This is a genomic window from Paenibacillus sp. AN1007 (genome assembly GCF_040702995.1).
Classification (GTDB): Bacteria; Bacillota; Bacilli; order Paenibacillales; family Paenibacillaceae; genus Paenibacillus.
On the sequence record NZ_CP159992.1, the window covers coordinates 3,699,829 to 3,722,647 of the forward strand.

Below are 22,819 nucleotides of genomic sequence, written 5' to 3' on the forward strand. Positions count from 1 at the left end.
GTTAGCGGCTCCTTTTCTATGAATTCCATTTTTCAACTGCATCATTTTCATGCATCTTATTTCAGACCGCGTGCCGGCGGAATGCTCTGCGGATTGTTAAACACGTTTTGGGGATCGTACTTCGCTTTGACTCTGCGTAATCTGGCGTAGTTTGCCCCGTAATATACAGGTCCTGAACGTTTAATCCCTTGATCCGGTACGTTAATGTATGACCCAACAATATAAGGTTGTAATTTTTTGCGGGTGTTACGCACGATCGCTATATTTTTAGCGGCCTGAGACGGTTTGGTCCATGAGCTGTTCCATTCGACGTAGAACTTCGCTTTGCGCCAGTAAAATGCGGTTGACTTAGGAGATTTACGGCTGACGGCACCACCCCAGTTCAGGAAAAAGAATCCGGCAGTCTCTCCTTCTACATGTTCCAGAAACTCTCGCATGGATTTGATTGCCTGATCCGGGAACGTTTTTCGGCCAAAGCCAGAGGAGAACTGGTTGCTGTATCTTTGGGTCAGCACGGGGTCAGGAGGCAGCAGAAACGTAACGGCTTCCGTGTACGGGACGGAGCGGATGATCGTCTGTGAAGGTGTTCCCGTACTCGTGAGCGGCCTTAACAGCCGGAGCGCTTCTGTTTTGGACCCCAGAAAAAGTCCTTCCATGCTTACATTGCCGCCCTTTTTAGGCCCAATGGACAGTTCGCTCCCCAGACGGGTATCCACTGATGGAGCCCATTTTTGCCACACTTTCAGCACCTTCTCGAATTGAGCCCATGGCCACGTAATCCGATATACCGTCGCTCTCGCTGGCGCACGACGAACTTTGAATTTGTAGCGGGTATACACGCCAAAGTTACCTCCGCCCCCGCCCTGCGATGCCCAGAAGAGATCTGCGCTGCTTTTTTTGCTCGCACGAATGATCTTTCCGTTCGCATCGACCATCTCAAATTCCAGCAGATTATCACTGATCAAACCAATGGTCCGCTGAAGTGGTCCGATGCCGCCTCCTAGAGTAATACCTCCTATTCCAACCGTAGGGCTGTCACCAAATGGCGCGATAAATCCCTGACGTGCAAGTGTATGCGCAATTCTCCCCACCCGGTTCCCTGCCCCAACAACTACCGTGCCTGCTGCTTTGTTGAGCTTGATGGTGTTCAGATCACTTACATCAATGACGATACCCCCGTTCACCTGTGACAGGTTAACCTCAAGCGCGTGTCTCCCGCTTCGCGGCCGGATCGGTACATTGTTTTCACGAGCCCATTTGATGGCATTGGAGACATCCTTCGTTTTTTGAGCAAAAACGAAAACTTTTGGATACCTGTCGGTATGAGGGTCCCAGTTTTTACGTGCCGCTTCATAGCCCGGGTCTCCTTTAAAGATTACACGTCCGGTAAGTTTGGTCGTTTGTTTTGGTTTAGTTTTTGTTGTCACACGTCCCACTCCCTGCATTATGGATGGTTTTACAGCTCTTTTGCATTAGGCATTGTATACTGTATGACCGACATGCGCGGAGGGAATGGGCTGTAGGCTGTCCGGTAAGCAAAAAAATCCCCCAAGCTGATAGACAACCTGGAGGAAAAAACTATTCATTGTAATAACGAGGCATTCGGAACTTTTAAAGCGATTGGATATTCGCCAAACCAGCTGCCTCCATGTAAACTACTCGCTGACCTGCTCAATTTTGATGAGCCTGCGCGGTTCTTGTTCCTTTTCACCATACCAGACGAGCACATCTGCAAACAGATCCATGATGCGAATAAAGCTTTTTTTGTCCGCCTCCGTAATCTGATCGGCCAGCTTAAAGATATCATCGAAACACAGCTCGCGGACAAATGTCGTATATTTCGTGTATACCTCGCGGCCTTTGGCTGAAGGTTTGACGTAAATATCTTTGCGATTCCCGCTCAAATGATATTTTTCAAGCAGCCCTTTTTCGGTCAGGTTTTTCACGTTTTTGGAAAATGTACTGCGGCTTACGCCCAAACGGGCGGCCATCTCGGACATCTTCTCTTCCTGATCTTCTGCTTCCAGAATATACTCAAGCGTCTGAATCTGGGAAGCAGAGAACGTCATATCGGTTCCATAGCTTCGCTGCAGTTTGTAGGTGTTGGAATAAGCATTGCCATACTTGATAATCTTCTCGACAAGCTCCCGATGGTCACCCATCCAATCTAATTTCATGCGTAATCCCTTTCGTCTTCGAATTCTCTCTCTATTACTCTACTGAAATCAGATTCGTTTTTCAATCCATGAGATCGCTTCTTCAATCACTTCGTCCCGTGCCGTTTCATTAAAGATTTCATGCATGAGATGTGCATAGATTTTCAGCGTTTTATCCGTCGAAGCGATATCGCCGTAAAAATCACGGGAATCCTTTTCACTGACCAGCCCATCATTCGCTCCATGCAGTACAAGCACCGGATCGACAAACTGCTTCGCATGTTCTTTAAGCCATTCCACTCCATAACCCAGGCTGTTAAATAAATCTACAGAAATCTGTTTCTCTACCAACGGGTCATTCGCGTAAGCGGATACAACTTCAGGATCGCTGCAAACTCCGCTGCCAAGTTCATTTGGAAAATACGTGCCTGAAGGCAGAGCCATCGGCAGCTCTCCGACCACCTTTGTATTAAAACGGGTAAGTGCACCCGATAAAACGATGCCCTTCACTTTACCCGGGTATTTCGTGCCGAACGATGAAGAAGCAAAGCCGCCCATACTATGTCCGATAATATACAGCGGTGTATCGCCGCTCTCCTGCAGTGCCGTCTCCACGACAGCGTTCACATCATCGATCAGATGATGAAAGTCACTGTAAAATGTGCGCGGTCCTTCCGATCTGGCATGACCTCGATGGTCAAAACGGTATACGTTAAATCCACGATGATTCAGCTTCTCTGTCAAATAATCATAGCGGCTGGCATGCTCAGCCAATCCATGCACGATAACTACAGCTGCCTTCGCATGTTCTACCGTATCCTTACTGAAATAAAGCTGTGTACCATCAAAGGATTTGATCGTTGTCTCCATTTTAGTCATCTTTATCCCGTCCTTTTTGTGGTGTCCAGGCGCAAGCCCGAAAGATCATTTCCTTAAGGCTTTACCAAGAACACGTGATATAATGTCCATCAAAAATAATATTGTTTCTTACGGAAACAATATACCATCCGATCTATGCTCTTGTCCACAAAAAAATCAAGCGCTTTCAAAAGCTTTAATTAGCTCTTATAAGACTTCACAAAATATAAAAAAACCGCCAAACACTTGAAACACATTGTGCTTAGCGGTTTAGTGCTTATAAACCTTTCATTTCTTCAACAGCCGTTTTACCAGCAATCCGTCCAAATGTGAAGATATCGGTCAAGGCGTTACCGCCTAAACGATTGCCTGCATGTATACCTCCCGCTACTTCGCCGGCAGCATACAGATGGGCAATAGGTTGGCCGTTCTCATCCAGAACACGAGTTTTCGTGTCAATCTTGATACCGCCCATCGTGTGGTGAACTGCAGGCTTCCTAGGTGTAGCATAAAACGGAGCCTTCTCGACTTTCAAGCTAAATGTATCTTTATGGAACTCTGGGTCAAAGCCCGCATCCACATAAGAGTTATACTTATCAATGGTCGTTCTGAGAACTTGAGGGTCCATATTTACTTTCAATGCCAGTTCTTCAATCGTATCCGCTCTAAACAGAGTACCTGCTTCTACCTGCCGATCAATCTTCTCCTGGCTTGTATTCGCTGCGGTTTTCTTGATCTCATCATCAGCAATCAGGTAAAATAAACTGCCCTGCTCAATAGCCGCTTTGGTTAAAACATCTCGACCCGAAAATTCATTTACAAATCGTTCTCCCTTTTTGTTAACAATTACAAAGTTCTCAGGGGGTACCTGCAGCCCGCTGAAGAGTTCGCCCGTTTCCGGGTCAGCGACTGGCATCATTTGAGTGAAACCCATGCCTGTCAGTGCTGCTCCTGCACTTTTGCCAAGCGATATGCCGTCACCCGTCATCGCGTAGGAATTCGTCGTTTTGATATCATCGTCAATGTGGCTCCAGTATGTGTTATATTCCTTAAGCATTTGTGTATTTGCACCAAAACCGCCGCTTGCAAGTACAACTGCTTTGGCATGCACGGTGATTTTTTGACCATTAACACCCGCAGCGATTACACCTGTAATTTTCCCATCTTCAATGATCAGCTGTTTGACAGGCGTATCTGTAATAATGTTTCCGCCATTCTCTTCTACATATTGGCTGAGTGCGATGATAAATGCAGAACCATAACTTTTCACCGGTTTATGACCGCGCCGCCAAAGGGCACCCACTGGAGCAAATACAATACTTTTATCATATTCAACCCCGATATCCTCAAGCCAATGTACACTTTCCAGAGCGTTGTCCGTAAGGACTTTGACCAGATCGTATTGTCCGTAGATTGTGCTGCCATTCAAGTCGGTTCGTTTGCCGCCAAAATAGGTTTGCATTCTGTGAAGCAGTGGTGAATCAAACAAATGTGCCTTTTGTGTGCCGAACTTTTCCTGATACGCTGTAAACTCCGCTTTCAGAGCATGGAAATCATCTATATATTCGGGATGGATCAAGCTCTCGTCCGTACTTAATAAATTCTCAATCGTCTGTCTTTCCCCCGGATTCTCGTTAAACTGCTGCTGCCACTCGGGATCTGCCGCATTGACAGGCCCGCCTGAACGGATCGTGTTTCCGCCCACAGCCGGATATTTCTCAAGAACAATCGCACTCGCGCCTTGCTGTAAAGCTACAGCAGCAGCACTTAAACCGGCACCGCCCCCACCTACAACCACCACATCACAAGTGTATTCCTCGTCTTCTCTCATCTGGCTGCTGGCAGGTTTTGGACGTCTTTTCAGAATGTCAGGGTTCACTCCGGCAAGCTTAACCGCCTTGGCTACACCATCAATGACAGCATTACTGGTCTCAGAAGCACCTGAAAGTGCATCCACATTCAACGTCTGGCCTTCGATGATTTTATTCGGAATTCGTACAAAAACGACATCGGCGATGCCTTCGGTTTCCCCCTTCGCATCAATATCAATGCTTTCGATACGAGTTTCACTAAAGGATACTTTCATGGGAAGCTTGCCGCTGTGACCAATGGCATTGACCTCATATACACCCGGATTATAGGTGAACTCCTCTTCCTGATTGAGCTGATTGGAAATTTTGGCAAAACGAAGGAAGCGCAGGAAACATACCTCCAGGAAATCGATCGTTCCTTCTTGATTCAGATTGCCTGACTCGTCAAACGCTTTATGTGCACTTCCAAGCAAAAACTCATACCCTGGCATCACGTTAGCTTCAACACCCGGAGCATCCAGAATTTGACGAAGATGCAGCTGCGCACGCGAGGAGCCTTGTGTTCCCTGTGACGCACCAATAATCATCACGGGTTTACCCGCAAGCGGATGCAGCTCAAAGCTCAACCATTCAAGCACACTCTTAAGGGATGAAGGAATGGAATGGTTATATTCAGGAGTTGCAATAATAACTCCGTCACTTGCGATAATTTTCTCATTAAATGTTTGTATGATTTCACTGTTCGTTTGGTTATCGGATTGATTAAACATTGGTACGTCCGCGATTTCAAGAATTTCAATGGCTGCTCTGGACTCAAAATGTTTTTTCATAAACTGAAGCAGCATGCGATTATACGATTTCTTTGCATTTGTGCCTACGATCGCTATGATTTTCATTGTAGTTAGCCCCCTACTCCTGCCAGGAGAATTTTTTCGTTTTTTTCTTCAACGTCCTTTTGGAAAGCAGCTCCGTAGTGATCTCTGTAAACAGAACAAACTCCCTGAAAATCTCCTCAAGCTCCGCTACTTTCTCAGCACTGATCAGACTGCCGCTGTTATCAAATGCACTCTGTGATTTCCCCAAAAGGAATTCGCTGCTGGGCATTAATCTTGCACCAAGCTCAGGTGAATCCAGAATTTGTCTGAGATGTGCCTGGGCTCTGGAAGAACCCAGTGAGCCGTGTGAAGCACCTACGATCATAACAGGTTTGTTCTTCAAGGTTTGAGTTGTGTAGCTGATCCATTCCAGCGCACTTTTCAGAACGGCAGGGATGGCATGATCATACTCCGGAGTGGCAATAATCACGCCTTCAGCTTTGGTGATTCGATCCGAAAGGTCTTTTACCTGCTCGGGAATGTCAACCTCAGCATCCTCTATATCCTCTTTTTCAATGAATGCGGGCAAATCCTTAATTTCATATAAATCAATTTTGGCTTCATTCGAGAAATGTTTTTGCATAAATTGGAGCAGCATGCGGTTCGTGGATACATCCGAATTCGTGCCTACGATAGCTAAATAATTCATCATAATCCCCCTTCTGTCATTCAGAAATGATGTTCGTACATGTCAGACTCGTTCTTTCGGCATAACTCTATCATATCAGAGGTGAAATGATCTAATAGTTATTCATTGCAGTTTGATAACCAATTTGTTATAATCAGCTCAAATTCAAAGTTTGTTATTTTTTTCACAAAGGGTGAGGGACATGTCTAAGTTAGAATCTCAGGATATCTTATGTTACATCGACAGCCTCCTGAAATACAGTAATTACAGCAAAGCCGCCCAGTCACTTTATATTTCGCAGCCCTACCTGACAAAGGTGATTAAAAAAGTGGAAAGTCAGTTGAATTGTGAACTGATCACTCGCAGCAGGCTGCCCTATCGACTAACCGAGCAGGGAAAAATATATTATCAGTATTTGACTTCACTTGAGCACAGCTACGCGAAACTGGTGAGAGAAATCTCATATGTATCGGATATCGGCAGCAGGATACTGCGAATCGGGATTCTTCCGAGCCTCGGTTCTTATTTAACGCCTCTTTTTTTACCTGATTTTTTAAAGCTTCATCCTGCTTATAAAATAAACCTTGTAGAGGATATACCTGAAAAAAATGAGAAGCGTCTCCAAAATCATGAGCTCGACTTCTGGATCGGACAAAATTCGAGCAGCATATCTCCGAACCTGAACTCCGTTAGTTGGGGCAGACACCGTTACCGGGCTGTTATTCCGCGCTGCTCTGAACTATACCGGAACAATGCTGCAGTCATTCCAGAGGGGACTTTTGATATCAGCACCATTTTGCGTCAAAAGCTCATTCTAACGTCTAAAGGTTCTGCCATCCGTAAACAGATCGATCAATTGTTAAGTGTGTACAAAATCCAGCCCAGCATCGTGATGGAAAGCAATGAGATTCGCACCGTATTAAAGCTTGCAAAGCATAATATGGGCGTAACGATTGTTCCTGAAAGTGTGCATATCGATGAGTGTGCCTCGGAATACAACATCTATCCGATCCCGATCGATAAGATGAGTCTGGATTATTTTATAGCACATCATGGGGAAAGAAAACTGTCCGGTGATGATCATGATCTCATCCATACCTTTCTCAATCACGGGCAGCAATGTGCGGTGTAGGAGGCTGTCATGAATACTTTTACGAAAACAATCCCGCTTATGGGAACTAAAATATCCCTTTATATCAAAGGGACAGATGCTGAAGGGCTTGCCGGGGAAGCCGCGAATATGCTGTTCCGCTATGAGAACGTGTTTAGTGCCAACAGTGATCATTCACAGCTTGCTGTGCTTAAAAGAGAAGCCGCAGCCGATCCTCTCAAAGTGGACAAGGAATTGTATGATCTTATCAAAATAGGTAAGGAACACAGTATGAACGAAGGTTCTTTTCTGAATATTGCCATAGGTCCCTTGATTAAATTATGGAGAATTGGTTTTCGCGAAGCACATGTGCCAGAGGATGCCGCGATCAAGAAGGTTCTGGAGCTGTTGAATCCTGAAAACATTCAGCTTGATGATGAGCAGCAAACCGTGCATTTATTAAAAAAAGGCATGGAGATCGACCTTGGAGCTATCGCTAAAGGTTATTTCGCGGATCAGGTTATGGCATTTTTCAAGAAAAATGGAGCTGATGCCGCAATGGTCGATATGGGCGGGAACGTACTCGTTCATGGCGATTCCCCTTCCGGGTCCAGTCACTGGAATGTTGGCATACAGAACCCCTTTTTGCCCAGAGGAAACGCAGCAGCACTCGTCAGCATCAGAGAACAATCCGTCGTAACCTCAGGCATATATGAGCGCGTTTTAGAAAAGAATGGACAGCAGTACCATCATATATTCAGCAGTACAACGGGCTATCCCATCGAATGTAATGTCGCTTCATTAACCATTATTGCGGATAAATCGCTGGACTGCGACATCTATACGACAGAATTGTTCGGGTTCGATGCGGCCTCTATTATTCATAAAGTAAATCAAATGAAGCATATTGAGGCTGCCGTCATCACGACCGATGGAAATCTGGCCTTCACCGACAATCTAAAGGGGAGAATCCATCCCGTATCAAGTTAAGATGATGCGAAAACTTTCAGGCGAACGCTTCGCTTTCTCAGGTTTTTTTCTATCCTTTCCGTTTCTGAATCTTAGATTCGGAGATTACATATACAGGACCTAAAATATCTATTTTACCGTCCTTTACACGAATAGCACTTTCCTGTTCTGCCGCATAAACATCCATCTCTTCAGATAGCGGAAACAGGTAACCTTCAACAAACGTATCGTAGCTGCGTCCAGCATGAGATTCATAGGCAAAATGATCAAAGCCCAACCCCTCATATATCGTAGTTGTTTCATCCTCAGGGGTAATATCATTCGAAGATATCCATTTTGCAGCCATATTTAATGCACCTGCACTTGCACCGATGATAATGGCATTACTGTTCTTAATCATATCGGCTAGTTCATATTCCGCCAAAAACTCATGCTGCTGCACAGGATCTCCCCCACACAGAAAAATGACAGAGGCTTTCTGAATGAGCTGCTGAGCCTTTTCTTTCGGAATACGGTAATCAATGAAATGATATTCAACAAAATGGAGGTTTGCCTGAGTTAACCATGTCCATTCTGTAATATCCTCAAAGTTCACCTGCTCATCTTCATCATCAGACGGCTGAGCGCTAATCATCACAAGCGATTTCCTATCTGCAATATCCTCCTGCAATCGTTCGACCAGTTTCTCTGGAAAAAAATCATTAAACCAACTGAAATAATAGTGAGTACTCAAACTGTATTACCTCCATATGTATAAATTTATGAGCTTTTATTCTCTATCTAAAAGATAGAACTTGAGGACATCATTTAAACGAAAATCAATATCATTTACAGTTAGCTTAACGTTTTAGTGAAAGTGACTCTATGGTAATCCGTTCTAAAAAAATCCCTTTCGTAAGCTGCCAATTCAAATCCGATATTGTTATAAAATTGGATTGTATCTTCATTTCCAACATGACCTAGTGTGTAAAGAATAATTTCTTTCTCATTCATTTTTTTTATTGTTTCTAAAATCGTATTGATCAAAGCCGCACCAATCCCCTGCCGCTGGGCCCCCTTCTTTACCACTACTCCCACGATCTCGTATAATCCTAACTCTTCATTATATAAATAACCTGCATGACCAATGGTTTCATCATTATCACCAATCGCAACGTAGTATCCTTCTGCATCGTTTTCTTCCCTCGGAACTAAAAACTTTGACCAACGTACAGGATATTGATCAATGATAAACGTAGGAAATTGTAGAGGATATTCACTCATTATTTTTTCTATGTTAATTTGGTCTTTATGTTCCAGCAGACGAATATGCACATGGATCCCCCCGTTTCAAGCCATCTTCCAATCATATTCCATAAGCTCTGCAGTTTTTACAGCTCTATCTTCGCCTAATAATTTTTCTACAACATACAGCGCAGCATCCATACCAGCAGATATGCCCGCGGATAATACAATTTTCCCATTATCGACATAGCGGGCCTCTTCCATGATTTCAGTAGAAGCAGGTACAATATGCCTTAATTCGTCCATAGCTAAGCGATTGGTTGTCACTTTTAAACCATCTAATAATTGGGCTTTTGCTAAAATCAAGGCTCCAGTACAGACAGACAAAATGACCTCTACATCATTTGATATCTCTCGAATCCAATTCGTAACCGTTTCATTATTCATTTCTTTTCTTGAACCCCAACCTCCAGGAATCACCAATATATCGGGATTAGGGCAATTATCAATAGTATACGCTGGATTGATGCTTAGACCTCCCAAGGTTTGGATCGGACCGTTATTTTCCGCGACAGTGTAAACATTGAAATCCTGCCCCCTGTTACTTCCTGAGATAAAGACTTCGTACGGTCCTGCAAAATCCAAAGGTTCAACCTGTTCAAAAATGAATATAGCTGCATTTCTTGCTCGTTTTATCTGTTCCATCGTCTTCATCTCCCATAAAATAAATAAAAGTATCCGGTCTAAGACCAGATACTTCGCCCAGGCGTACGGCATATGAAATATGTGCTTCCTCGTGGTTCTCCACGTTACGCCAGTTACACATACCAAATATTTACTTCATTATAATCTGAACATTTAGACGACTACAAGTATTTTCTGTACTGATCATATAACAGCTTTACACAAAGGATAATTATCTTGTAACGGATGGAATAATAAAGTCACGAATGATTGATCTTGGATTCTTCCAATTTCGTGCAGCAACCTTTGCCGTGATAACAACGACTATATCCAGTTCAGGAACACAACAAATGTATTGGCCTCCCGCACCTGCTGCAAAAAAAACCTTATGACCTCTTTCCTCGCTTATCCACCAATGATATCCGTACGTTCCGATTGACTCCGACCCACCACTTTTTTCACTGGTAGAATCTTTAACCCAAGAAGAAGAAATGATCTGTTTATTATCCCAAACTCCGTTATTCAGATATAAATATCCTAGCTTCGCCATATCCCGTGATAATAACTTTAAGTCACATGCTCCATATGGAATTCCCTTAGGGTCAGTGAGCCAAGTTCTCTTTCGAATACCAAGAGGAGAAAAAAGGTGTTTGTCAGCAAATTGTTCAACTTCTTGATTCGTTACTTTAGCTACTATGGCAGATAATAAATGTGAATCCGGACTTTTATACTGAAAGCTCCCCTTTAAGGCAGGGTTAACAGGTAGTCTTAAGATAAAATCGACCCAGTCATTACTGCGAATCAATCGATCTGTCATTCTTTCAACTAACCAACGATCGGTTTGCCAATAAAAACCTGAACACATTGTCAACAATTGCTCAATAGAGGTTTGTCCCGCTAAAGAAGTTCGATCAGAAATGTATTCAGTGAATATATCCCCTAATTTCTCATCAACACCAGATAGATATTTTTCATGAATTGCAATTCCAACTAATGTCGAAGTGAAACTTTTGGTCACAGACCTCATATCCATTAAGTCTTTCTCATTAAATCCATTAAAGTACCGTTCATTAACAATAAAACCATCTCTAATTACAAGCAAACTGTTTACATTACTAAAGTTCTCGAGAATGTAATTATTAGCTTTTGCAAGAATATCTTCATTCATTTCTTTCTCTTCTGGGGCGGAAGTCTGCCAATCATCCGTTGGCCAATAGCTTCGTGGTATTGATTTGTATTCTTTAGAATCTTGCATGATCTCTCCCTAATTCATAATTTTAGATATTTCGAGATTATCGATTCCTTATTATTCATTAGATCCCAGGGTGATCCTTGAGCAATTACATATCCCCCCTTGTCTCCACCTCCGGGTCCCAGTTCAATAATCCAATCACAGAATGACAGGAACTCTGGATCATGTTCTATAACGATGACCGTGTTCCCTTTTTGAGTTAAATCTTCTACTAATAACATTAATTTAGAAATATCTGAATAACCTAGGCCAGTAGTTGGTTCGTCAAGAACATAGAGCATATTTGATTTTCGAATATGACCCAGTTCTTTCGCCAGTTTTACTCTCTGAGCTTCACCGCCACTTAGAGAAGGAGTTGGCTGCCCTAACTTCAAATAGCCCATTCCTACACGCTCAAGAGTATGTAACATATGCACAATCGATCGATCATTTTTAAATATTTTTGCAGCATCCGTTATTGAAGAATTTAGAATATCGAATATATTGTTATCTTCATATTTCACTTCCAGAATTTCAGTTTTGTATCTTCTGCCATTGCATTCAGAACATTCGCGAGTAACCTCGCCTATTAATTGTACGGTTCCCTCACCCTTACATTTTTCACATTGTCCATCAGAAGAATTAAATGAAAAGTGTCCGGGACTGTAACCTCTCTCCGCAGCCAAAGGCTGTGAAGCAAATACCAAACGTATTTTATCCCATATTCCAATATAGCTTGCAGGGATAGATGTTTTATGTCTTCCAATTGGGGACTGAGATACGGCAATACAGCCTTTCAACTCCCCATATCCCTCTAGTTCACAGCTTATTAATTCACTACAACCTTCAGAGTCGTTTTCATCATCATTAATATCTGTTGACTTTTTAAAACGCTGTTTTAAAAGGGGAACCAATGTATCTGATATCAAGGAACTCTTTCCACTGCCAGACACCCCCGTAACACCTATTAGCAAACCTAAGGGGATATTAACCGTAAAATTTTTAAGATTATGAACACTTACATTCTTAAGCGTAAGTTTTGGCGTAATATCGGTAACTCTTCGATAGTGGTTCTCTTCTTTTCTTGGCAAATCATATTGCTTTGATAAATATTTTCCTGTAATCGATTGTGTTGCTTGTAACATATCTTCGACGGAGCCTTGAAAAACAACTCCCCCCCCTTTTTCACCAGCTTGTGGTCCAAGTTCCAACACATAATCCGCAGCCTTAATCATCATAGGATCATGTTCTACTACAATAACGGTGTTCCCCGCTTGTTGTATTCCCCTTAATTTATGAATAATCAATTCCTTCTCAATTTCATGAAGACCAGAAGTGGGTTCATCGAAAATATAGGTTAACGAATCAAAGGCAGACTCGATGTGATACATGAGAAAAAGTCGCTGAATCTCCCCTCCGCTTAAAGATGGTAAACTTCTATTTATCGATAGATGAGACAAGCCCAGTTCAATAAGAAGATGAAGTCGTCTAATAATTAGGTTTATAATCGCTTTACCGTTCGAAGATATCTGTCCTGATTGTATAGTATCGCTTAAAAAAGCTTTAAGCTCATGGATACTCATGTTCCCTAAATGACCGATATGCTTGGCATTTATAGTCACTCTGCGAGCTTCTTCTCCAATTCGAAACCCCATACAAATTGGGCAAGTTACTCTTGAACAAAATTGAGTTTCTCCTACGCTTCGTGCTCGAACCGTAGAACTCATTCTTCTTTGTATACAAGGTAACAGACCTTCAAATACATCATGCATTCCATAATAAATGAATTGTTGAGCTTCATCAGAAAGACGACAAAATGGCAGTGTAAGGTCTATATTATTGATGTTTGCAAAGTTACTAAGTTGAGCTAGTAGTGACTTCCCAAAAAAACCTAAACCTCTGCATATTTCTAGTACATTTTTATTTTTATTTGGTACAATCTTATCTCTCATTAATTCGAAACTATATCCTCGACCTCGACAATCTAAACACATTCCGAGTCCTGTATTAAAAGAAAAATAGGGAGGAGTTAGTCTGCTTTCCTGAATCCCACACTTCTCACAATATAGATTGTAATCAAGTGTAGTATTGCATCTTGAGCAAGTCATTTGCCCTTCAAGTGAGAAGAGTTGTCCCAATAATTGACTGATATATGTACGTGTTCCTACTACGCTACGTGGATTCGATTGCCGAATAATTCTTTGTTCAACTGAAATCGTTGGTGACAGACCCGTAATCTCGTCAAAGTGGTCTTCTTGATTGGTTTGTCCAAAAAAGCCGATCGATTGAAGGTAACGATTACGTCCTTCCTCATAGAGGATATCAAAAGCAAATGTCGATTTCCCTGACCCACTGACTCCTGTCACTACAGTGAGCTTCCCTTTTGGAATGGTTACGTTTATATTTTTCAGATTATGTTTTCGGGCATTCCTAACCTCTATAAATTTCATTTTTAATCAGTCCTAGTATAGAGTATTTTTCATTCATTGTACTGCTCTTTTGATGAATAATACAACCCGCCAAACACTCTGAAATCCTTGTGTTTAGCGGGTTGTTTAGTATGGAGCCTTTAATCAAATTCAATTCATAGCCACTGACCTATTTTTAACAAGCCTACATCAAACTCCATAAATTATAGATCATCATTGCTGCTTCGTCACGGTTAGCCGTTTTCTTCGGTGCAAACTCATCATTACCTACACCGTTTATGATGCCTGCTCCCTGTATTGTCTCTACCGCTTGCTTCGCATAGTTTGCGATGTTTGCTTTATCCTTGAAAGCTATAGCTTCATGATCTGGTAATTTTAGTTGCTTCATTTGGATCGCTTTGTATACCATAACGGCCATATCTTCTCGCGTAATGTTCTCATGAACTCCGAAACGACCATCTGGTTTCCCGTTCACAATCCCCAGCTTCTGCGCGATTGCGATATTTCGATAGTACCATTCTCCTTGCTCCACATCACTAAAGCTTGCTGCTGCGCTCTCATCCGATAACTCCAGCACATTCATCAGCATGGTGATGAATGCTGCTCTTGTCACCTGACCTTTCGGGTTAAACTCGCCGTCGCCTATACCCTTTACAACGCCTCTTGCTCTCAATGCCGAGATCGCATCTTTCGCCCAGCCCTGGGTCACATCCTGAAAGCTCGCTGTAACATACGCTGCCGTATATTTACTTAGAATCGTTGGTTTGAACTCTACTTGACCTGTCCCTGCATTGTATCTACCATTCATCACGACTCTCAGCTCTCCGTTGCCCTTTACATCGTATACGATGATGTTGTTTGGATTCTCAGAAGCCTTCAGCGTATATGGCAATGCAATCACGAGATCATCTCTACCATCAAAAGCCGTAAGCTTCGTACCATCTATCTTTAGCTTGATATCATATACGACCTCACCATTCATCCTAGCTTCTGTGCCAGCTGGCAGTTGATTAGACGATATTTTCTTGATCGACAATCCTAACGTTTTCCCTGCGCTTATTTCTGTTCCAAGCCGTTCGGTAGCCAACGTTACGACTGCTGATCCTGTGTTAATCTCGATGTGACCTACCTTAGAAGTTGCACTTGTTAAGCGGGGATCTACCGCTAGCTCAACGATTAGCTCGTTCAAGCTTTGATCTCCTTCAAGTTGTACCTGTAGCTTATCACCTGTCGTTTGATCAAGTGCACGCTTCACCGTATCAGGACTTAGCTTCACTATAGAAGCACCGTTCTCATTAACAACTGGCTTAATGTTTATCTGACCGTTGTCCATCACCACTGGTTCACTTCCACCTGTAGAAGCTGGCGGTACTGTATGTGCAGGGATGTTACCGCCACTACCACCGCCACCATCTCCATTACCACTGCTTGGTGCTTGTGGTGTTCCCGATACCACAACCCCTGCCGATTCTTGCCCCGCTAAGTTTACCGTAGTAATACGGAATTCATAACGCGTGCCATTTGCAAGTTCTGTGATTTCATAACTGCTAGCCACATGATTCAGCGTTACCGTCTTAAACTCTGTATTTCCATGACCTGTAATCTTAATTGCGACTAGATCGCTTGCAGGATTACTCCATTTCAAAGTCAGCTTCTGATTACCCGCTATTACGCTTGTTCCGGTCACTTCTTCTGGCGCAGTCGGTTCAACCAGTGGTGTCACCGTTACTGTAGCGTTGGATGATATACCACCATCTACTGTAGTTACTGTAATGCTTGCTGTTCCTGGTGCCACCGCTGTTACTCGACCTGTCGCACTTACAGTCGCTACAGCTGGATTACTTGAGCTCCATTTTACTTCCTTTTTCGTTGCATTTGCCGGTGTGATCGTAGCTGTCAATTGCCCTGATTGACCTTCTACGATGGACAATGTCGTTTTGTCCAAGCTAATTCCGCTAACAGATACGTTCTTCCCACTGAGTGCATCATACTCACTTTGTGTAATCGGAATGACCGTTCCGTGACGTGGACTAGCTGGTAAGTTGTAGTTCGAAGATAATGTCCAGACACCTGATGCAAGATTGGTTGTCTCGAATGGAATATAACCTCTTCCACCAAACTCATCTACGAATAAATACCACTTCTCTTCTGTATTCGATTTGAAGATCGTCGGTCCCTCAACCCATTTCATGTTACCCACACCTTGATTAAGCATTTTGAAGGTTGGATCTAAGATCGAGTCACCCATCTCTTGGAAAATCATCTTGCCAAATGGAGCAATAGCTCCGTTGTCTCGTTCATCCTTCGTAAAACGATACACTTTACCATCATGTTCAATCATTGTGGTGTCAATGATGGAATACCCATAATCCAAATATACTTTCGGTTCAGTAAACGTATAGAAATCTCTTGTCTTGCTATACATCATTTGTTGATAAGCGTTACCGGTATGGGATGCATCATCAAACATTCTTGATGCCCAAAATACGATATATTCACCTGTTGTCTTGTCGTACATGATTTCTGGTGCCCAGGTATTACCGGCTTCTTCCGGTGCAACCTCTACCATGCGTTGATCTGTCCAGTTGACGAGATCATTCGATTCCCACACCATAATGGAACGGCTGCCCCATGTCTGTGCTTTGCCCCAGTCACCATTGCCGTTAATTTTCAGATCGGTGGCGATCATGTAGAACTTGTCGCCTTCAGGCGAACGAATAATGAATGGATCACGTACTCCCTTCTCCCCTAAGGCAGAGGTCAGTACAGGTTTACCCTCATTCAATTCTCGCCAGTTTAACGGATCATTACCTTCACTTAGTGCAAAGTAAATTTGCTCACCCGTTGAAGTACCTTCCCCAGTAAAATAGGTGAAGAAGTATCCTGCATATTTTTCATCGGCAGGCCGTTCCTTGACCTTGGCAATAAACTCCTTCGTAGTGGATGCTGAATTTAATGTAATTGCAGCTGTGAGCTTCACGTCTACATCTCCACTACCATGTGCAGGACGCTGCACTTCACCAGTCACTGAAACGACGTTTGGTTGAACGGAAGACCAAGTAATCGTTGATCCATATAATCCAGATGACGGTAAGGAGAGATGACCTCTTACATCCTGAATGTTATGAACAACTAGTGCCGCTTTTGCTTCATCTACAGCATTGGCATCGCTCGGCAATGCTTTAACCATCAACGTAAAGGTTTTGATTTTTGTCTCTGTACCATCTGTAAATACCGCTGTTAACGTTACAACTTGATCGCCAGCTGCGTTATCTGGTCTAGTCACGACACCTGTAGTTGAGATCACATTGCTCTTATCCGTTGTCCAGCTTATTGTTGTGCCATACGCACCAGCTGTTGGCAAAGTTACATTACTTGTAATCGAATCTTTGGATGTATTCGAAGCAAGCAGATCATTGATCGTTAATTTATCTGTCGCACCCGATACAAGCATGCCCTTCATCGAAGCAATCTTCCGATCCGCACGAGCCTTAAGGGTTGTAATATCTGCTGCCGTCATAGCACCATCATAGATTTGGAAGTCTGCAATCAACCCACCGAAGTATGGATCAGCTACATAAAATGACTTCCCGATGGTTCCACTGCTGCCTGAAGTATTTTTTATTTGTTCTAGCGTCATTCCATTCGTTGAGCCTGATGCAACAGCAACACCATCAATATAAATGGTTAGTGTACCATCCTTGCCTGAAACAACAGTCGTTACTACTTTCCATTCATTATTCTTTAAGCCTGTGGTCGAAGTTGAGGACTCATTATTCCAGGCATTCGTCGCGATGCCTAAACGCGCTAGACCGTTAGCGTTATAACGTGGTGTGAAATACGTATAGTGCGTATTATCGTTTGTTCTTCCTAATGCATACAACCACTCCGCAGCGTTGTTACCGCTCCAATTCACAATCGATGAAACGGTGATATCCGTTAATCCGTCGAGAATTCCTTGTGGCAGCTCTACATAGGAGTCTGCTCTCCCCCCATTAAAGCTCAGCACACCAGCATCTTCCGTACGAATCCATTCTGCCTTAGAGGGATTCACCCATTTTCCGTTGAATTTTCCGGTTTGGTCAATAACCGTTGCAGTCGCACGATCGATATCATTCATATCGTAGTGTAGAATGAGCTCAGCCCCGGATGGCTGCTCTACTGGAGGAGTAACGTCTTCATCCGCTAATGCTGCAATCTCTTGACCAGATAATGCACGATTATAAATACGGAAGTCATCCAATTTACCATCAAACAAACGATCAGAGCTATTTCTCGATTTACCAATATAATTCATCGTTGTTTCCAGTAACATTCTGGGCTCAACATTAAATGTCGAGCTGCGTTTAACCTCATGCCCATTCAGATAGAGTACTGCCTCAAATTCATCCATAGTAATGGCAATATGCTGCCAAGTCTTCGTTGGTAATAATCCAGCATTTCGCAATGCATATTTATAATCTGCTCCGAGTCTCGTGCTGTCATTGCTAAATTTCTCTGTAAAAGGGGTTACGACAGCGAACTCCAGACTACCTGTATCGCCTTGAGTACTCAAGTACATGGTGTTGCGGTTAACCTGTCTGCCTGTTTCGGAAGCAAAATCAAATATTCTCTGATTGGCTTGATTTTTGTTCATTTGAACCCATGTAGAGAACGTAGCCTTCTCCAGATTCAAAGATTGAATCAGGTTATCGGGCAGTTTCACATATCCTGTTGACCCATTAAGCTCTAGCGAAGCACCCGTTTTACCGATACGATCCTCTTCATTAATGGCTGCTCCACCTACCAGTGTTGCGTGATGGCCATTCCCCGAAATATCGTCCAACGTTGTACCATTCACAGTATTTGCATCAAATGAGTAATGTACAACCGGGTCTGTTGATGGTGCCGGTCCCTTCGAAGCATACTTGTCTTGCAAAGTATCATACTCCACACGCGAGATTGGAATCACCGTTCCGTGCCTTGGTCCTGGCGGAAGTGCATATTGATCACTGCTTAATACATTATTAATATATTGCTTGCTGCTATCCAGATCTGTTGTATATCGTACATGATAAGGCCATGAATCCAGGAACAGATACCACTTGTCTTGATGAATATCCTTAAATATCGTTTGTCCTTCGTTGTTTCCATTTTTTCCGATCAAGCCAAGTTTGTTATCACGTGTACCCGGAACAGCGTCGTATTGAAGGCCATTGGCAGCAAAACCGTCCTTGTCATAGTAGAAATTTGGTGCTTTCTCCACATACACTTTGGTATTGACTTCTGATTTGGTAAATCGATACAACATATCGTTATGCTCAATAAACGTCGTATCAATGGTTGGAAGTGACTCATCAATCATGACCTTTGGCTCTGAAAAGTTATAGAAATCTCGTGTTGCTGCATAATACATCACATTATACTGACCTGCGGGTCTCCCGTTATAATCACCGTATGTCTCTGTATTTTTCATTGATGAAGCCCAAAATACGATATACTCTCCGGTTGCAGGATCATAGATCGCTTCTGGCGCCCACGTATTTCCTCCTGTCTTGGGAGCAACCTTGACCATTCGCTGCTCGCTCCAGTTAACGAGATCCTCCGACTCCCAGATCATCATGTAATGGCTACCCGTAATTTGAGCCTGGTCGAAATTGGTGCTCTCACCCATTTTCAAATCGGTTGCCAGCATATAAAATTTATCACCTTCTGCTGAACGAATAACGAATGGATCACGAAGTCCCTTTTCACCCATATTCGATTGAAGGATCGACTTCCCATTATTGAGCGCTTTCCAGTACAATGGATCTTCTGCTGTAGCGAAGGAGATTTCTTCACCACCCTCATATTCACCTGTAAAGTAAGCAAAGAAGTACGCATCAAGCTGTACTGGCGCAGCTGCTTTTTTCACGGTAAGGTCAAATGTTCGCTCTTTAGAAGCTGAGCCATTTGTAATTGTAGCTGTTAACGAAACGGACATATCCGCAGCTTGACGGTTTACCCAGCCCAGCTGTGCAGCATCACCGGCCGCTTCAGCCGTGCCTTTAACAACGGTAGGTCTGCTAGATGTCCACGTAATGGTGGAGCCTTGTTCTCCTGTAGTGACAAGACGTAAGTTGCCTTTAACGTTATCCGCATTGTAGATCTCTAATTGTTCAGCATCCAGATCAACCTTCTGCTGGTCATCGAATTGCTTCAAGATCGTAACAGGGAATACAGCCGATGTAGATACGCCTTGATACGTTAAAACAGCCGTAAGTTCTGCTTGAACATCACTTGCTTGAGCATTTGGACGTTCTACAGCGCCGCTGTTAGAAATAACTGCAGGCTGACTGGAACTCCAGGTGATACTCACGCCGTTTTTACCGCTTGTCGGTAAGGTAACATTTTTCGTTATTTTATCTGCACTCTGATCTGCCTCGTCCAAGTAACTATCTATGCTAAGTTGATTCGCTGCATCATCAACTGTAAGCTGACGTATTTGAGAGATGTGAGTTACGGCTTCTTGTTGATATAACTCGCCCACTTCTTGCTCCGTCAATGCCCTATTATATACTCGGAAATCAGCTACGCTTCCTTGAAAATATGGATCGTTCGTAAAGATTGATTTACCGATGAAACCGGAGAACATAGAATTCGGATTAATGATGTCTGACAGCTTTAGTCCGTTCGCATTACCTGAAGCAGCCTTTACGCCATCCACGAATAATGTGATCCTGCTGCTGGCTTCGGAGAAGGACACCGTTACATGCTTCCACTGTCCGGCGATTAGGTTGGAGTTTGCACTGCCTGTAACTAACGCTTCGTTCGGCCAGCCATTTTTAGATATACCCGCAGCAATCATATTGCCCGATCCACTTCCGTGACGTGGGGTTACGAAAAAATATTTGTTCGTTTCCGGTGTTAACACCGTACCCAAACCGAAAATCCAGCGATTCGTACCATCATTCGTCCAGTTCACGATGGAAGATACGGTAATCTCATTCAGGCCTTGTAATAGATCCATTCCATTGGAGCCCTTAGGAATCTCAACATATCCACTATTGGATGTAGAACTTCCTCCATTGAAGGAAATAAAACCAACCTCACGGTTAGAAATGAATTGTCCATTGTTTGGATTTTTAAATATCCCATCAAATGTAACTTGCTTGTTGGCGATATCCTTCAGTACGAGTTGACCCTCTACCTCTGCAGTTGTTTTCATGTTGTAATGAAGAAGCAAATCATCATTTAGCGACTTATCTTGAACCGTAATGGTAATGGATGATTCAGCCACATAGCCTCCATCCTCCGTTTGTACCGTAATGGTAGCTGTACCTTCACTAACCGCTGTAACGTTACCCACCGAATCGACATTTGCTGCACTGGAATCACTAGATGTCCAGATAACTCTTTTATTGGTCGCATTGAATGGTGAAATTGCAGCAACTAATGTCTCGCTGTCCCCCACGGATAAACGAAGTGTAGGTTTATTAAGCGAAACCCCCTTAACGGCGATCTGCTCAATAGAGCTATCCTCAGGTAATAAGGTGACGATAAACTCCTTCGCTGCTTGGTTCCCACCCAAAGAAATGGTTGCCGTTAAGGTCACTTGCTGCTCCGTTTCTCGTAAGAATACTTCTCCCGTTGGACTAATCGCACTCTCATCGCTGGAAGTCCACGAGATCACTGCACCATACTTATCGGCAGAAGGAAGTTCAAGCGATTCTGTAACGGCGGATAGGTCCCCTAACGTCAGTTCTTTTTTACTTTGTTGTATTTGCTTTTCATCGAGCGATTGTTCATATACTCCAGCGATATCTTCACTACGTAGTGCCTCTCCGTAAATTCTTAAATCCTGAAAGCTGCCCGCAAAAGCAGCATCCGCTAAATAATTGGAGCGACCGATATAAGCTTGCAAATCCGTGCCAAAGCTTGCTGTTGTTTTCTCTTTTGGGACGGTTCCTATACTTACTCCGTTAATATAACCTGTAATAGAGCTTTCTGTGATAACCGTTGTATAGTGAACCCATTGACCTTCATACTGTGTCGTAGAAGGGCCTGATACGCCTACCTCCGTCGTCCAAGGCTGGTCCACATTATCGTGATCTGTAAATACGGACTTAAAATCCCCACTGGGATTCGATGGATTAAACAGCCAGTAATTCGTTGGCAGTTGATTTTCAGCTGCTGGCGTACCGTAAAATAATGCTGCGTGGTTCCCGCGTCCAGCGTTACTCTTCATCCATACAGAAATCGTTGTATTTTCTTGATGATCAAACAAGCCCGTAGGAAGCTGCACATAGTTCGCATTGCTATCTGTCCCTCCAGGCAGAGTAAGACCATCGGCATACGTAATGTCGCCTACAGCCGCTCCATGCTTGCCATTACCTGATGTATCCAATACATCTTCAAGCAATGGATAATGCGCCAACATCGTTGGTGTAATTGGGTCAGCTGAAGCTTGATTACTAAATGGCATATCCAAACTAAAACAGCAGCTGAAGGTCAACAGTAAAACCAAAGTGATGTTTGTCATTCGCTTTCGCATAGCATTCTTCCCCTCATTGAATATTAGAAGCACACAAAACCATAGCTCGCTTTCAAACCAAGACCCCTTCACTCAAGAAACTAGAGGACCACCCTGAAATGAATACGCTTACATTCCTCCTCATATTACGTGTTCAGAGATCTCAATTCAATGTACTATCTTGTTAATAACGTGAACTTTTTTATTTCAATTTGAAATTTTGACGTGGACTGAAGCGTTGTCCCTATACCTAAAATCAATCGTTTTTATTCCAATATATACTCTGCATTGAAATTAAAGGATTTAACACCAGATAAACATAATATATATAGTTGGGCGCTTGTTAATTTGATAACGCTTCCAAATACGGATG

Annotated in this window: 13 protein-coding genes and 1 riboswitch; of the genes, 2 read left to right on the plus strand and 11 right to left on the minus strand. The window is 43.1% G+C overall.

What is annotated here, in order from left to right; translation table 11 throughout:
* Window positions 1-56 precede the first annotated feature (56 nt).
* The 5 genes from ABXS70_RS16405 to ABXS70_RS16425 form a co-directional block, all read right to left on the minus strand.
* Window positions 57-1,427: an FAD-binding oxidoreductase gene (locus ABXS70_RS16405; protein WP_366289202.1), complete on the minus strand. Its 1,371-nt coding sequence runs from the start codon at window positions 1,425-1,427 to the stop codon at window positions 57-59.
* Between the two features lie 228 nt (window positions 1,428-1,655).
* Window positions 1,656-2,177 (minus strand): MarR family winged helix-turn-helix transcriptional regulator, encoded by a 522-nt coding sequence (locus tag ABXS70_RS16410; protein ID WP_366289205.1) that lies wholly within the window; start codon window positions 2,175-2,177, stop codon window positions 1,656-1,658.
* Window positions 2,178-2,225: 48 nt separating this feature from the next.
* Window positions 2,226-3,035 carry a lysophospholipase gene (locus ABXS70_RS16415; protein ID WP_342555240.1) on the minus strand — a complete coding sequence of 270 codons (810 nt, stop codon included), beginning with the start codon at window positions 3,033-3,035 and terminating at the stop codon, window positions 2,226-2,228.
* 256 nt (window positions 3,036-3,291) lie between these two features.
* Window positions 3,292-5,721 carry a flavocytochrome c gene (locus ABXS70_RS16420; RefSeq protein ID WP_366289209.1) on the minus strand — a complete coding sequence of 810 codons (2,430 nt, stop codon included), beginning with the start codon at window positions 5,719-5,721 and terminating at the stop codon, window positions 3,292-3,294.
* Between the two features lie 13 nt (window positions 5,722-5,734).
* Complete coding sequence (locus ABXS70_RS16425) at window positions 5,735-6,352, minus strand: NADPH-dependent FMN reductase (protein ID WP_342555238.1); 618 nt, start codon at window positions 6,350-6,352, stop codon at window positions 5,735-5,737.
* Window positions 6,353-6,530: 178 nt separating this feature from the next.
* Between ABXS70_RS16425 and ABXS70_RS16430 the strand changes: the two genes are divergently transcribed.
* Both ABXS70_RS16430 and ABXS70_RS16435 read left to right on the plus strand, forming a co-directional pair.
* The gene (locus tag ABXS70_RS16430) at window positions 6,531-7,460 is read left to right on the plus strand and encodes a LysR family transcriptional regulator (protein WP_366289213.1); all 930 of its coding nucleotides are present in this window, start codon (window positions 6,531-6,533) and stop codon (window positions 7,458-7,460) included.
* Between the two features lie 9 nt (window positions 7,461-7,469).
* Window positions 7,470-8,408 carry an FAD:protein FMN transferase gene (locus tag ABXS70_RS16435; protein ID WP_366289216.1) on the plus strand — a complete coding sequence of 313 codons (939 nt, stop codon included), beginning with the start codon at window positions 7,470-7,472 and terminating at the stop codon, window positions 8,406-8,408.
* 49 nt (window positions 8,409-8,457) lie between these two features.
* On the opposite strand, the gene ABXS70_RS16440 is transcribed toward ABXS70_RS16435, so the two are convergent.
* From ABXS70_RS16440 to ABXS70_RS16465, 6 genes are all read right to left on the minus strand, one after another.
* Window positions 8,458-9,120, minus strand: a complete 663-nt coding sequence (locus ABXS70_RS16440) for a Type 1 glutamine amidotransferase-like domain-containing protein (protein WP_366289219.1) — start codon at window positions 9,118-9,120, stop codon at window positions 8,458-8,460.
* A 101-nt stretch (window positions 9,121-9,221) separates the two neighbouring features.
* Window positions 9,222-9,701, minus strand: coding sequence for a GNAT family N-acetyltransferase (locus ABXS70_RS16445; protein ID WP_366289222.1), 480 nt, complete (start codon window positions 9,699-9,701; stop codon window positions 9,222-9,224).
* Window positions 9,702-9,716: 15 nt separating this feature from the next.
* Window positions 9,717-10,316, minus strand: a complete 600-nt coding sequence (locus tag ABXS70_RS16450; RefSeq protein WP_366289225.1) for a DJ-1/PfpI family protein — start codon at window positions 10,314-10,316, stop codon at window positions 9,717-9,719.
* 48 nt (window positions 10,317-10,364) lie between these two features.
* Window positions 10,365-10,443, minus strand: a riboswitch (ZMP/ZTP riboswitch).
* 84 nt (window positions 10,444-10,527) lie between these two features.
* The gene (locus tag ABXS70_RS16455; RefSeq protein ID WP_342555232.1) at window positions 10,528-11,550 is read right to left on the minus strand and encodes a serine hydrolase; all 1,023 of its coding nucleotides are present in this window, start codon (window positions 11,548-11,550) and stop codon (window positions 10,528-10,530) included.
* 14 nt (window positions 11,551-11,564) lie between these two features.
* A complete protein-coding gene (locus tag ABXS70_RS16460) occupies window positions 11,565-13,976 on the minus strand; it encodes an excinuclease ABC subunit UvrA (protein WP_366289228.1) in 2,412 nt (803 codons plus the stop codon).
* A gap of 163 nt (window positions 13,977-14,139) precedes the next feature.
* Window positions 14,140-22,467, minus strand: a complete 8,328-nt coding sequence (locus ABXS70_RS16465) for an immunoglobulin-like domain-containing protein (RefSeq protein ID WP_366289231.1) — start codon at window positions 22,465-22,467, stop codon at window positions 14,140-14,142.
* Between the last annotated feature and the right edge of the window lie 352 nt (window positions 22,468-22,819).